The organism is Variovorax sp. PAMC26660 (assembly GCF_014302995.1).
Classification (GTDB): domain Bacteria; phylum Pseudomonadota; class Gammaproteobacteria; order Burkholderiales; family Burkholderiaceae_C; genus Variovorax.
On sequence record NZ_CP060295.1, the window covers coordinates 3,833,370 to 3,847,252 of the forward strand.

Annotated in this window: 11 protein-coding genes; 6 read left to right on the forward strand and 5 right to left on the reverse strand. The window is 65.9% G+C overall.

Translation table 11 applies throughout. The annotated features are described in order from the left end of the window. The first annotated feature begins 80 nt into the window (after positions 1 to 80). Positions 81 to 1,373, forward strand: a complete 1,293-nt coding sequence (locus tag H7F35_RS18125; protein ID WP_187107997.1) for a Zn-dependent hydrolase — start codon at positions 81 to 83, stop codon at positions 1,371 to 1,373. Between the two features lie 2 nt (positions 1,374 to 1,375). Here H7F35_RS18125 and H7F35_RS18130 read toward each other — a convergent pair whose 3' ends face one another. Next, positions 1,376 to 2,302, reverse strand: coding sequence for a LysR family transcriptional regulator (locus tag H7F35_RS18130; protein ID WP_187107998.1), 927 nt, complete (start codon positions 2,300 to 2,302; stop codon positions 1,376 to 1,378). Between the two features lie 16 nt (positions 2,303 to 2,318). Further along, on the reverse strand, positions 2,319 to 3,908 hold the full coding sequence (locus H7F35_RS18135; RefSeq protein ID WP_187107999.1) for a phospholipase D family protein: 1,590 nt from the start codon (positions 3,906 to 3,908) through the stop codon (positions 2,319 to 2,321). Positions 3,909 to 4,087: 179 nt separating this feature from the next. On the opposite strand from H7F35_RS18135, the gene H7F35_RS18140 reads away from it, so the two are divergent. The 4 genes from H7F35_RS18140 to H7F35_RS18155 all read left to right on the forward strand — a co-directional run bounded on the left by H7F35_RS18140 (position 4,088) and on the right by H7F35_RS18155 (position 9,799). Continuing rightward, the gene (locus H7F35_RS18140; RefSeq protein ID WP_187108000.1) at positions 4,088 to 6,187 is read left to right on the forward strand and encodes a TonB-dependent siderophore receptor; all 2,100 of its coding nucleotides are present in this window, start codon (positions 4,088 to 4,090) and stop codon (positions 6,185 to 6,187) included. Between the two features lie 30 nt (positions 6,188 to 6,217). Beyond that, a complete protein-coding gene (locus H7F35_RS18145; RefSeq protein ID WP_187108001.1) occupies positions 6,218 to 7,405 on the forward strand; it encodes a PepSY-associated TM helix domain-containing protein in 1,188 nt (395 codons plus the stop codon). Beyond that, positions 7,402 to 7,593, forward strand: coding sequence for a hypothetical protein (locus tag H7F35_RS18150; protein WP_187108002.1), 192 nt, complete (start codon positions 7,402 to 7,404; stop codon positions 7,591 to 7,593). The genes H7F35_RS18145 and H7F35_RS18150 overlap by 4 nt, the downstream gene beginning before the upstream one ends. 70 nt (positions 7,594 to 7,663) lie before the next feature. Next, a complete protein-coding gene (locus H7F35_RS18155) occupies positions 7,664 to 9,799 on the forward strand; it encodes a TonB-dependent receptor (protein WP_187108003.1) in 2,136 nt (711 codons plus the stop codon). Positions 9,800 to 10,145: 346 nt separating this feature from the next. On the opposite strand, the gene H7F35_RS18160 is transcribed toward H7F35_RS18155, so the two are convergent. From H7F35_RS18160 to H7F35_RS18170, 3 genes are read right to left on the reverse strand one after another with little or no spacing between them, the layout of a single operon-like run. Next, a complete protein-coding gene (locus tag H7F35_RS18160; RefSeq protein ID WP_187108004.1) occupies positions 10,146 to 11,018 on the reverse strand; it encodes an ABC transporter permease in 873 nt (290 codons plus the stop codon). Positions 11,019 to 11,053: 35 nt separating this feature from the next. Next, positions 11,054 to 11,869, reverse strand: a complete 816-nt coding sequence (locus tag H7F35_RS18165; protein ID WP_187114327.1) for an ABC transporter ATP-binding protein — start codon at positions 11,867 to 11,869, stop codon at positions 11,054 to 11,056. A gap of 2 nt (positions 11,870 to 11,871) precedes the next feature. Beyond that, positions 11,872 to 12,891, reverse strand: a complete 1,020-nt coding sequence (locus tag H7F35_RS18170) for an ABC transporter substrate-binding protein (RefSeq protein WP_187108005.1) — start codon at positions 12,889 to 12,891, stop codon at positions 11,872 to 11,874. 178 nt (positions 12,892 to 13,069) lie between these two features. Between H7F35_RS18170 and H7F35_RS18175 the strand changes: the two genes are divergently transcribed. Next, on the forward strand, positions 13,070 to 13,744 hold the full coding sequence (locus H7F35_RS18175) for a response regulator transcription factor (RefSeq protein WP_187108006.1): 675 nt from the start codon (positions 13,070 to 13,072) through the stop codon (positions 13,742 to 13,744). The last annotated feature ends 139 nt before the right edge of the window (positions 13,745 to 13,883 follow it).

Sequence of the window (13,883 nt, forward strand, 5' to 3'; positions counted from 1 at the left end):
CGGCGAACCCCAAAGAATACTTATGGGGCGCATCACGTGCCCGCTCTTCATGGATGGCGCAGTGTGGGTCAACATGCGGAATGAATCCTTCATTTCCCATCCAGCCGGACCGCCTCTGGCAGCGGATCGACGCACTCGCCGCTTTCACCCGTCCCGATGTTCCGTGGACACGTCGCGCCTTTTCAGCCGAATTCGTGCAATCCCGCGACTGGCTGCGCGCGCAGTTCGAGCAAGCCGGGTTGACGGTACATGTCGACGCCGCCGGCAATCTGACAGGCCGTCGCGAGGGGACTCAAGCGGGGCTTCCACCTCTGGTGACGGGCTCGCATTGCGACACCGTGGTGGGTGGCGGCCGCTTCGACGGCATCCTGGGCGTGCTCGCGGGCATCGAGGTGGCGCAGTCGCTTCAAGACAGCGGGGTGTCGCTTCGCCACCCGCTGGAGGTGATCGACTTCCTGTCCGAGGAGCCCAGCGACTACGGCGTTTCCTGCGTGGGAAGCCGCGCGTTCGCCGGCACGCTGGACGAAGCCATGCTGTCCTTGTGCAACGACGCCGGCGAGAGCCTGGCGCAGGCGATGCGGCGCATCGGTGCCCGGCCCGAAGCGCTGACGCATGCGGCCAGGGGACCGGGGAGCATCGCCGCATTCGTCGAGCTGCACATCGAGCAAGGTCCCGTATTGGAGAGCGAAGGGCTTCCCGTCGGCGTGGTCAGCCATATCGTCGGCATACGTCGCGTGGCGATCACCGTGACCGGCCAGCCTGACCACGCCGGCACCACGCCGATGGACATTCGCCGCGATGCGTTGGTGGGCGCTGCCCGGGTGATCGATGCGGCGCACCGCGAGGCGAGTGCAATGAACGGACAACCGCACTACGTGGTGGCAACGGTCGGGCGGCTGGCATTGAGCCCCAACGTGCCGAACGCCGTGCCCGGCCGGGTCGACATGGTGCTCGAAGTGCGCAGCGATTCGCAGGCCGTGCTGGACACCTTTCCAGAGCGCCTGCTGGCCCTGTGCCGCGACAGTCTTCAAGGGCTGAGGGTCGAAGCCAGCGCCGCACCGCTGACGCAGACGCCGCCGGTCGCGTGTTCGGGTCTGGTCCAGCGCGCCATCGGCCAGGCTGCGGACCAGCTGGCGCTGCGGCACCGGACGTTGCCCAGCGGCGCGGGCCACGACGCCATGCATGTGGCGTCGGCCGGCCCGATGGGGATGATCTTCATCCCCTGTCTCAACGGGCGCAGCCATTGCCAGGAGGAGTGGGCGGACCAGGACCAAGTGGCCACGGGCGTTCGCGTGCTGGCGGAAACGCTCGTGCTTCTGGACCGGCAATGCGATGCAGAGGCCGGCATGCCAACGGATGCGTCAGGCGCGTAGGGTCAGCGTGCGCTGGCGGCTCCGACCGCTTTTCCCGCTGCGACAATGCCTTCGATCAGCTTCTGCAGGCCCTTGCTCAGCGGCTTGTCATTGCGGGTGATGAGCGCCAGCGTGCGGTACAGCTTGGGGGAGAGCGGCCGCAGTTCGAGTTCGGGGTGATGTCCTCGCCCTGTCACCGCCATCTTCGGCAGGATCGCCACCCCCAGCCCCGACGCCACCATTTCCTTGATGGCCGCGACGCTGTCGAACTCCATGACGGGCGCCGAGGTGCGGCCACCGGCGCGCAGCCAATCGTCCACGAGGCCCCGCGCGCTGGCTTCGGAAGCGAACTTCACCAACGGAAGCGATTCCAGGTCGCTCGCCGTGACCTCGGCCGGCCAATGGCAGTCGCCGCGCTGGCAGACGGCCAGAAACTCGTCCTGCAGGATCGGCGTCACGGCCAGCGCGCGCGACGTGACCGGCAGCGTGACCACCGCGGCGTCGACCGTGTTGTCCTCGACGCGACGCACATAGCTCTCGGTGTTTCCCGTGCTCACGACGATGTTCAGCAGCGGGTAGTGCATGCGAAGGTCTCGCAGCACGGTAGGCAACAGGTACAGGCAACTGGTTCCACCGGTTCCCAGCCGCACGCGGCCCGCAACGCTTTCCGAATGAACCGTGGCGGCGCTGATTGCGTTGGACACGGCCGCTGCGAGGCCGGGAAGCTCCGCCATCAGGTCCGCGCCAGCCGGCGTCGGCCCGACCCCGCGGCCGACCCGTTCGACCAGGCGAACGGCCAGGCGCTTTTCAAGCTGCTTCACCTGGACGCTCACGGCCGGTTGGGTCAGCCCCAGCCGCTCGGCCGCTGCGGAAAAGCTGCCCAGCTCGATGACGAGCGCGAAGGTGCGCAATTGCTCGAAGTTGATCGGCAGGTCGAGATGATTTTTCAAGGCGGGGCTGCTCGACTCACAACTGGTCCGTGGGCACGAACCAGGAAAAGAGCAGCAGTTGCAGCCGCGTCAGCATGCTCGAATCGGGCTCGCTGTCGAGCACCTCGTTGTTGACGTCGCCGGTGCCGATCCACTGCACGTTCTCGCCGTCGGGCTTGAGCACGACGCGGTAAACGCCTTCGATGTCGTCGAGCTGGTAGGCGAACAGCAGCGCCTGCGTCAGGTCGAAGCTGCGCACGCGCACGCCGAACTCGGTGTTCAGCAGGGCCGAGCGCGGGTCGAGGTTCATGGAGCCGAGCAGCACCCACTGGCGGTCGACCAGCGCCAGCTTGGCATGCAGCCGGCCGCGTGCTTTCTTGAGCAGGTCGCGAAACTGTCCGCTGCGCTTGAGCTGTTGGGTGCTGACTTCGTACAGGTTCACGCCCAGCTTGAGCATGTCGACGCGGTAGCGGTTGTAGTTGATGTTGACCAGCGGCTCGTCGCTGTCGGCGAGCGAGTTGGTGATCACCGTGATGTTCACGCCGTGCTCGCGCCCCATGCGGATGCGGGCCATGCCCTCGTCGCCCGGAATGAAGTAGGGCGAGATCACCACCACGTTCGACTGGGCAGTCGCCATCATTTCGTGAAAGCGTTGCGCCAGCGATTCGGTGGGATGCGTCATGACGCCCAGCGCCTTGTTGGGGCTGTCGGCGGTGGCCTGTGCTTCGGCGCGCATCCATTTCACCTCGTCGATGTTCGCGAGTTGCGCGGCCAGCGGCAGGTCGCCCAGCATGTCGGTGATGGGCAAGGGGTCGGGCGGCGGGGCGTGGGCCGAAGAGGTGTCGGCGTCGAAATCGGCCTTCAGCTTTTCCGGCGTCAGGCTGGTGCTGGCGACCCGCTGCAGCGGGTAGACCACGTCGCTGTTCCAGTAGGTGTCGAAGATGGCGGCGGCCTGGGGAACCACCGGGCCGGCCATGAGCAGCTCGAAATCGATGAAGTTCGCGCTTTCGCTGCGCAGGAAGTATTCGTCGGCGAGGTTGCGTCCGCCTGCGATGGCCATGGCGCCATCGGCCACGAACAGCTTGTTGTGCATGCGGTGGTTGAGCCGGCGGAAATCACCGAAGAATTCCAACCAGCGCCCGGACGAATGGTCGCGTGCGTTGACGAAGGGATTGAACAGGCGGATCTCGGCATTGGGCTCCGCGGCCAGGCCCAGCAGCAGGCGGTCCATGCCGGCCGTGTAGAAATCGTCGAGCAGCAATCGCACGCGCACGCCGCGCCGGGCGGCATTGCGCAGCTCGCGCAGCAGCAGGCGGCCGGTCTTGTCGTTGCCGAGCTGGTAGGTCTGGACATCGAGCGACGACTGCGCGCGGCGTATCAGTTCCAGCCGTGCATCGAGCGCGTAGGACGCTTCGATCAACGGCCGCATGCTGGACAGCCCGTCGGGCGGGGAGTTCAGGCTTTCGGCCGCGCGGCCGAGCGCGGTGGCGGGCGAAGCGGCAATCGCGAGCGTCGGTGGTTCGGGTGTCCGGGGAGGCAGGCCTGCACAGCCCACCAATGCAAAGGCAATCAGCAGCAGAGCCGGACCGCGCAGCGCAGGAAACAGAAAGGCAATGAGCTTGAGCATGAGGGCCGCCAACGCACGGAGAAGCCCGTGCGCGCGGCATCGTAGCCGCTTCGCCTGTGATCGAAGACGCAATTTCACAACGCAACGTCCCCCGCCAAGGGTGGAATTTGAACGGATTGAGACTTTTTGGCTAATAGAATGCGAATGGTTCTTAATTGTGTTTTCGGAGTGGAGCAGGAATGACGAGGTTGTTGGCGCGGCGCAAAGCCGCATCGGTGCTGGTGGGGTGCCTGGCGATTTACATGCAGCATCAGGTGCTGGCCCAGACGGCGGGCACGGGTTCGCTGCCGGAAGTGCGGGTGAATGCAAACGCCGAGCCCGAAACCGCGAAATCGCCCGTGATCGGCTACCGCGCGAAGAACGCCGTGACCGCCACGAAGACCGACACCCCGCTGTCCGAAACCCCCCAATCCGTCACTGTGGTCACCCGTGACCAGATGGTCGACCAGGGCGCAACCAATCTGCAGGACGCGCTCAACTACGCGGCCGGCGTGCGCTCCGACGCCTACGGCCTCGACTCGCGCAACGATTCCGTGCGCGTGCGCGGTGCGCTGCCCGACGTCTACCTCGATGGCCTGCGCCAAGCCTACGGCTACTACACAAGCACCACCCGCACCGAGCCTTACACGCTGGAGCGCCTCGAAGTGCTGCGCGGCCCCTCGGGCATGCTGTTTGGCGCAGGCACGGCCGCCGGCGTGATCAACATGGTGAGCAAGCGGCCGCTGCAGGAGGCGCAACGCGAAGTGGGCGTGCAGTTCGGCAGCTTCGGCCGCAAGCAGATCCAGGCCGACCTGACCGGTCCGCTGAATGCGGACGGCACCCTGTCGTACCGCCTGATCGCCCTGCAGCGCAAGTCCGACACGCAGGTCGACCACGTCCCCGACGACCGCAGCGTGATCGCGCCCTCGCTGACCTGGCGGCCCAACGCCGCGACCTCGCTGACGCTGCAAGGCCTGTGGCAAAAAGACAAGAGCGGCAGCAGCTCGCAGTTCCTGCCGTGGCAGGGCACGCTGCTGCCCAGCATCAACGGCCGTGTTCCCACCAGCCGCTTCATCGGCGAGCCGGGCTTCGACCACTACGACAGCGAGCGCAAGACCTTCGGCTGGCAGTTCGAGCACAAGTTCAACGACGACTGGACCGTGCGGCAGAACTTCCGCTACGCGCGCAACCAGAACGACAACCGCTACCACTACGGCGATTCCTTCAGCGATCCCGGCGGCTGGGCCGCAGACCCGGTCTTCAAGCGCGTGCTGGGCCGCTACTACGACAGCTCGCTGACGCGCAACCGCACGCAGACGCTCGACAATCACGTCGAAGGTCATTTCCAGACCGGCGCCTTCAAGCACACGCTGCTCGTGGGCGCAGACTTCGCGCGCCAGCGCGAGAGCGTCTGGGGCGGCACCACCTTCGACACCATCGACGTCTATGCGCCCGTCTACGGCCATGCCGATGTGCCCGAGCGCACCGCCCGGCCACGCACCCGCCAGCGCCAGAACGGCTTCTACCTGCAGGACCAGATCAAGTTCGACAACTGGATCTTCGTGGCGGGCCTGCGCCACGACAAGGCCGTGTCGAGCGCCGAAGGCAGCAACGACGAGAAGAGCAGCGCAACCACCAAGCGATTCGGCGTGATGTACGCCTTGCCATCGGGCTGGTCGCCGTACCTGAGCTACAGCGAATCGTTCACGCCCCAGTCGGCGCGCGAAGGCCGCATCTTCACGCCCCTGCGCGGCGAGCAATGGGAAGCCGGCGTGAAGTACGAACCCAAGGACCGTGCCCTGGCCTTCAGCGCCGCGGTGTACGACCTGCGCGAGAAGAACCAGATCGTCGAGCTGCAGCCCAAGGTGTTCTCGCAACTCGGCCAGACCAGGACCCGGGGCGTGGAGCTGGAGGCCAAGGGCTCCATCGGCTCGAACGTCGACCTGGTCGCCCACTACAACTACACCGACGCCGACGCGAAGATCGAAGGCCTGCCCAAGCACCAGGCCAGCGTCTGGGCCAAGTACCGGTTTTCCATCGGCGGCGTGAACGGCTTCTCGGCCGGCGCGGGTCTGCGCCTGATGAGTTCGTTCCGCGACATGCAGTCCGGCGTCGGGCCGCGCATTCCGGGCGTGGCGCTGGCCGACCTCGTGTTCGCCTACGACACCGAGCGCTGGCGCTATGCGCTCAACATCAACAACGTGACGGACAAGGTGTACTTCAGCACCTGTCTTTCGCGCGGCGATTGCTGGTACGGCTCGCGCCGCAACATCGTCGCGAGCGCGACTTATCGTTTCTAAAATCCGCCCTCAGACCACAACCACCACGACATGAACAGCCGAAAGATCAAGACCTGGGCCTGGGTGCACAAGTGGAGCAGCCTCGTGTGCACCGTGTTCATGCTGCTGCTGTGCATCACGGGGCTGCCGCTGATCTTCCACCACGAACTCGGGCACCTGCTGGGCACGGACGTCGAAGCGCCGAAGATGGCTGCGGGCACGCCGCACATCAGCCTGGACCGCGTGCTCGACATCGCGAAGGCCAAGCACCCCGACCGCGTGGTGCAGTTCGCCTCGCAGCCCGAGGACGACGACGGCCTGTGGTTCGTCACGCTCACGCCCACGCCGGCGCCCACCGACGACTTCAAGTCGGTGGCGGTCGACTCGCGCACGGGCGAGGTGCTTGCACAGCCGAAGTTCGACGAAGGCTTCATGTACGTGATGTTCAAGCTGCACGTCGACCTGTTCGCGGGGCTGCCGGGCAAGCTCTTCCTGGGCTTCATGGGCCTGCTGCTGCTGGTGGCCATCGTCTCGGGCGTGGTGCTGTATTCGCCCTTCATGCGCAAGCTTGAATTCGGCACGGTACGGCGCGACAAGCGGCCCCGCCTGAAGTGGCTCGACCTGCATAACCTGCTGGGCGTCGTCACGCTGGTGTGGCTGTTCGTGGTGGGCTCCACCGGCATGATCAACACGTGGGCTGACCTGGTCATCAAGTACTGGCAGTACGACCAGCTCAGTGTGCTGCTCGCGCCCTACAAGAACGAGCCGGTGGTGGCGGCGTCCGAACGCGGCTCGGTGCAGCGCTCAATGGAGCAGGCCATGCAGCGCGCCCCCGGCATGAAGCTGTCGTTCATCGCCTTCCCCGGTACTTCTTTCTCGAGCCCGCACCACAACACCTTCTTCCTGCGCGGCAGCGAGCCCTTCACTTCCAAGCTGCTGCAGCCGGTGCTGGTCGATGCCAAGACCACCGAAGTCACGGCGGCGCCGAAGATGCCCTGGTACCTGACGGCGCTGCTCGTGTCGCAGCCGCTGCACTTCGGCGACTACGGCGGCATGCCGATGCAGATCCTCTGGGCGCTGCTCGACATCGCGACCATCATCGTGCTGGGCAGCGGGCTGTATCTCTGGCTCAAGCGCGGCAACCCCGTGCCCGCATCCACCAAGGCGGTGACGCATGAAAAACATGCGCCCGACGCATCGCAACCCGAGCCGGCACCGGCCATGAAAGCGCAGGCATGAAACAGCATCACAGCTTCTGGCGCATGTGGCGCTGGCCGATCGTGCTGGGCTTGCTGACAAGCTTCGGCCTGATCTCCGCGCTCTTCAGCGACGGCGGGCTGGGCGACATCTTTGCCTGGTTCGCGCTGGGCATCCCGGTGGTCGTGTGTGCCTGGTATGGCTGGCGCCGCCCTGCGCCTGCGCGCTGACTGCGTTTCTTGCCACTGAGCGGGTTCTCGCTAGGGAGGCCGCCCGGCGCACCGAAGCAGAATCGGTGCGATGAATGTCGCCTTCGCCACCGTCGCCCGCCTGCTGATGCTGGGCGTTCCATTCGCCGCGCAGGCACAGCAGCAGGAGCCGCAGGCTGACACGGCAGCGGCCCGGCTGCGTGAAGTGACCGTCTCCACCCCGCGCGGCGAGGTCACGCCCTTCAACGTGCCCGGCTCGGTGGACCGCATCGATGGCGACGAGATGCGCGACAGCCGCCTGCAGGTCAATCTCTCCGAAAGCCTGGGCGCCGTGCCGGGGCTGCAGGTGCAGAACCGGCTGAACTACGCGCAAGACCTGCAACTGTCCATTCGCGGATTCGGGGCGCGCTCCACCTTCGGTGTGCGCGGCGTGCGGCTGTACGTCGACGGCATTCCCGCCACCTTGCCCGATGGACAGGGCCAGACCTCGAACATCGACATCGGCTCGGTCGACCGCATCGAGGTGTTGCGCGGGCCGTTCTCAGCGCTCTATGGCAATTCTTCCGGCGGCGTGGTGCAGGCATTCACCGCCTCGGGCGAGGGCGCGCCCCGGCTGTCGTATTCGCTGGCCGGCGGCAGCTTCGGCACCTGGCGCCAGTCGTTGCAGCTCAGCGGTTCGCAGGGCGCGGTCGACTACATGCTCGATGCGAGCCGCTTTCACACCGACGGCTGGCGCGAGCACAGCGCCGCGCGGCGCGACATCGCCAACGGCAAGCTCGGCATTGCGCTGGACAACGGCGACAAGCTCACGCTGATTCTGAACAGCGTGCGCATTGACGCGCAAGACCCGTTGGGCCTCACGGCCGACCAGTACGCCCTGGCGCCGCGCAATGCGCCGCTCGCCAACCAGTACAACACCCGCAAGACGGTCGAGCAGACGCAGATCGGCCTGCTCTACGAGCGGCGCATCGATGCCGACCAGGCGCTGCGCCTCATGGTCTACGGCGGTGAACGCAAGACCACGCAGTACCAGTCGATCCCGGTGTCGGCGCAGCAGAACCCGCTGCACGCGGGCGGTGTGATCGATCTGTCGCGCCAGTACGGCGGCGTCGACCTGCGCTGGAGCGCCGCGCTGAAGCTGGCCGAACGGCCGCTCGACGTGGTCGCAGGCCTGGGCTACGACAGCCTGCGCGAGCAGCGCCGCGGCTACGAGAACTACCTCGGCCCCGTTGCGGCGCCGCTGCTCGGCGTGCAAGGGCGACTGCGCCGCAACGAGCGCAACACGGTGTGGAACCTCGACCCCTACGCGCAAGCCACCTGGCGCTTCACCGACCGCTGGACGCTCGAAGCGGGTGTGCGCCGCAGCAGCGTGCACTTCGATTCGCAGGACCACTACATCGTCGGCACCAACCGCGACGACAGCGGCAACGTGCGCTACAGCAGGACGCTGCCCGTGGCGTCGCTGCGTTACCAGGCCACGCCGGACCTCGCGTTGTATGGCTCCATCGGCCGGGGCTTCGAGACGCCGACGCTCAACGAACTCTCATACCGCGCGAACGGCGCCAGCGGGCTCAACTTTGCGCTGCGGCCTTCGGTCAACGACAGCATCGAGCTGGGTGCGAAGGCCCGGCTTGCGGGCGGACTGCTGACGGCCGCACTGTTCCAGACCCGCACGCGCGACGAGATCGTGACCGACACCAACGTCGGCGGCCGTGCGACGTTCCAGAATGCCGGCCGCACGCGGCGCAACGGCTTCGAGCTGGGGTGGCAGCACGAGACGGCCAACCACTGGCGCACGCAGTTGGCTTACACCTGGCTGGACGCGACGTACCGTGACGCCTTCTGCTCACCGTCGCCCTGCGGCGCCGCGAACACCGTGGCTGCGGGCAATCGCATTCCGGGCATCGCGCGGCAGTCGCTGTTCGCGTCGCTGGGCTGGGTGCCACCCGAAGGCTGGCGCGCGGGTGTGGAAATGCGCGCGCTGGGCCGTATCCAGGCCAACGACGTCAACACTGCCGTCGCCGCTGGCTACGCGGTCGCTGCGGCCTATGCCGGCTATCTGAAGAAGTGGGAGCGTTGGGAGCTCAACGCTTTCGCGCGCATCGACAACCTGTTCGACCGCCGCTACGTGGGGTCGGTGATCGTCAACGAGGGCAACGGTCGTTACTACGAGCCTGCGCCTGGGCGTAACTGGACCGTGGGGTTGAGTGGCGCTTATCGGTTCTGAGTTGACGCGTTGTGCGGTGGGCGCTGCTGCTGTTCAGGGCGTCGCTCACGCCGACACGGTGCTCTTTTTCGCGAATGTCCCCCGCTTCGCTCCTCCTTTATTTCGCGAAAAAGAGCCCCGTATCGACGTGAGCGTTGGACAGAGCGGTTGTTGATCGGCGATACACCAGCAGCGTGCCCAGGTGCGAATGACGCCGGGTGCTCCCCGCAGCGAAATAAAGGAGGAGCGAAGCGGGGGACATTCGCGGAGGGGAGCATCCGGTGTCATTCGCACGCACCCCGAACCACGGACACAAAAACAAAAAACGGCGGGTAATGCCCGCCGTTTTTCTATCAACGTGCCGCCGTCAGAACGCAGCAGGCCGCCACTTCAGCAATCGCTTCTCGAGCGAACTCAACAAGAAGTCCGCCGCCAGTGCCACAACAGCAAGAACGATCATCGCCGCGAACACACCGCTGGCATTGAACGCGCCTTGTGCCGTCGAGATCAGCAGGCCGATGCCTTCCTTGGCGCCGAGGAACTCGCCGACCACCGCACCGACCAGCGCAAAGCCGAAGCTCACATGCAGGCTGGCAAGAATCCACGACATGGCCGATGGGATGACCACCGACATCGTCACCTGGCGCGGCGAAGCACCGAGGATCTGCGCGTTCGCGATCATGAACTTGTCGGCCTCGCGCACACCCTGGAAAGCATTGCCGAAGACCACGAAGAACACCATCACCACAGCCAGCGCCACCTTCGACGCCATGCCCAGGCCCAGGGCGATCACGAAGATCGAGCCCAGCACCACGCGCGGGATCGAGTTGGCGATCTGGATGTAGAGGCTGAACACATCCGACAGCAGCTTGTTGCGCCCCAGCAGGATGCCGCAGAACACACCGGCGATGGCGCCGATCAGGAAGCCGATCACCGTTTCTTCGAGCGTCACCGCGACCTGCATCCACAGCGAGCCTTGCGAGGTACCGTCGCGCATCCACTCCACGAGCTGGTCGTAGATCATCGAGGGCATCGAGTAGAAGAACGGGTCGATCCACTTCAGGCGCGCCGCGATCTCCCAGCCGCCCAGGACCACCACCAGCACGATCAGCCGCAGCGCGATGATCATGCGGCGGCGGCCACGGATGGCCGCTTGCGCGATTTCGGACTCGCGCGCCAGCGCGGCATCGCTGAGCGAGGAGGGCAGCACGGCTGCCGCGGGGATGGGGGAGGGCGTCATGGTCTTCGTCGTTGTTGTTGTCGTCGTGGCGGTGTTCACTGGATGACCACTTCTTCGCGCAGGTCGTCCCAGATGTGCTTCGAGATTTCGATGAACTGCGGCGTGTAGCGCACTTCGGACATGACGCGCGGGCGCGGCAGGTCGATCTCGTACACCCGCTTGAGCGTGGCGGGCCGCGCCGACAGCACGAACACGCGGTCGGCCAGCGCAATGGCTTCTTCGATGTCGTGCGTGACGAACACCACCGAGCCGCCGTTGCCCGACCACAGCTGCAGCAGCTCGTCCTGCATCAGCGTGCGCGTCTGCATGTCGAGCGCAGAGAAAGGCTCGTCCATCAGCAGGATCTCGGGGTTGTTGATGAAGGTCTGCGCCAGCGCCACGCGCTTGCGCATGCCACCCGAGAGCTGGTGCGGGTAGTGCTTGCCGAACTTCGAGAGGCCCACGCGATGGATCCACTCTTGCGCCAGCGCCATGGCTTCCTTCTTGGGCTTGCCACGAAAGATCGGGCCAGCGGCCACGTTGTCTTCCACGCTGCGCCAGGGGAACACCGCGTCGGCCTGGAACACGAAGCCGATGCGCGGATCGATGCCGTTCACGGGCTGGCCCATCACCTTCACGTCGCCCACGGTGGGCTTGAGCAGGCCGGTGATCATGTTCAGCGTGGTCGACTTGCCGCAGCCCGTGGGCCCGACGATGGCGACGAACTCGCCGCGCGCCACCGACATGCTGAAGTTGCGCAGCGCCACGGTGGCGTTGCCGTCCTGCGAGATGAAGCGCAGCGACACGTCGTTGAAGTCGATCGCCGACGTCACGGCACTGCTGCTGTTGGTGGGGGGCGTTCCGTTGCGCATGGTCACTTCGCCGCCGCTGCCAGGTAGGCGTTGCTGTAGGTCTTCGACAGGTCGATGTTCTTGCTCTTGACCAGCGGCTTGTAGGTGGCGAGCACCTTCAGCACGGTCTCGGGGCCGCCGGCGGGCATCTTGGCGTCGGTGGTGAACATCGGCAGCGAGGCCTTCAGCGCCGTGACGTACAGCTCCTTGTCGTTGCCGTAGTAGTCGCGCGGCACCTTCTCGGCGATTTCTTCGGCGCTGTGGGTGTGGATGTATTCCATGGTGCGAGCGAAGGCGCGGGCCAGCTTGGTGGCCTCGGCCTTGTGCGACTCGGCCCAGGTGTTCTGCACGTAGAGGCTGGCGGCGGGGTACAGGCCACCGAGCGCCTTGATGGTGTCGGCCTCGGTGCGCAGGTCGACCAGCACCTTGGCGTCGCCGGTCTTGAGCATCTGCGACACGGTGGGCTCGGTGGTCATGCCGGCCTGGATGCGGTCCTGCTTCATGGCAGCGATGAAGGTGTTGCCGGCGCCCACGGGCAGCAGCGAGTAGTCCTTCGAGGCCACGCCGGCACGGTCGGCCAGGTAGCGCGTGAGGAAGTCGGTGGAAGAGCCCAGGCCCGTCACGCCCAGCGTCTTGCCGCCCTTGGCATCGGCCATGGTCTTGAAGCCTGCGGCTGCCGCCTTGGTCGACACCAGCTCGACTTCGCCCGGGACCTTGCAGAACACGGCGATGGCCTGGATTTCCTTGCCCTTGCTCTGCAGGTCGATGGTGTGGTCGTAGAAGCCCACCACGCCCTGCACCGCACCGGCGATCAGTTGATTCTCGGCATCGACGCCGGCGGGCTGCGATTGCAGCTCGACGTTCAGGCCTTCGTCCTTGAAGTAGCCCAGTGCCTCGGTGAGCTTGGCCGGCAGGTAGATGATCTTGTTGATGCCGCCCACCATGATGGTGATGGGCGCGTCGGCGGCCTGTGCGAGCGGGGCGGTGGCGGCGAGCGCGGTGCAAATGGCGGCGGCCAGCAGGGTGCGGCGTGAAGCGGACATGGTTTTCGGGTCTCCGTTTTTTGGAAGAAGTTGAAAGTCCCCGCGCATCTGTCGCAGGACGAGGCCAGTCTAGGAAGCGGCATCCTTCGGCCAGCTTTCGGAGCCTTGAGTGATTTGTCATGGTTATCCCTAGGGCTGGGCGATGCTTCCTAGAATCCACCGCCACCCATCCGACCCCATGAAGCTGCTGCTCATCGAAGACAACCCGCAACTTGCGCACTGGCTCGCGAGCCTGCTGCGCGAGCAGGACTTCGTGGTCGACCACGTGGACAACGGCGACGCGGCCGACCGCCTGCTGCTGCAGACGGCCTACGACGTGGTGCTGCTGGACCTGAACATCCCGCAGCTCTCGGGCAAGGCGGTGCTGCGGCGGTTGCGCGAGCGCGGCGATGCGGTGCCGGTGATCATCCTCACGGCCACCGCGTCGCTCGACCAGAAGGTGCTGTGCCTGGAGATCGGTGCCGACGACTACCTCGTGAAGCCTTTCGAGATCCGCGAGCTGGTCGCGCGCATCAAGGTGCTGGTGCGCCGCCAGATGCCGGGCAAGGCCAACGACATTGCTTGCGGCGACCTGCACTACGACTTGCGCACACGGCAGTTCGCGTTGGCGGGCGAGGAACTGGCGCTGCCGCCGCGCGAGCGCACGCTGCTGGAAACGCTGATGCTGAAGGCGGGGAGCACGGTGTCGAAACAGGCGCTGATCGACGCGATCTTCGGGTTGGACGATGAGCCGAGCGCGGATGCGGTCGACATCTACATCCATCGGTTGCGCAAGAAGCTTGAGGCGAGCCAGGCGACGATCATCACGCTGCGAGGCGTGGGCTACCTGTTGCGCACGCGCCAGGAAGACTAGGGTGAAAAGGCGATTCGATGTGTTGTGCGCTCTGAGCGCTGCTGTTCAGGGCGACGCTCACGCCGACACGGTGCTCTTTTTCGCGAATGTCCCCCGCTTCGCTCCTCCTTTATTTCGCGAAAAAGAGCCCCGTATCGGC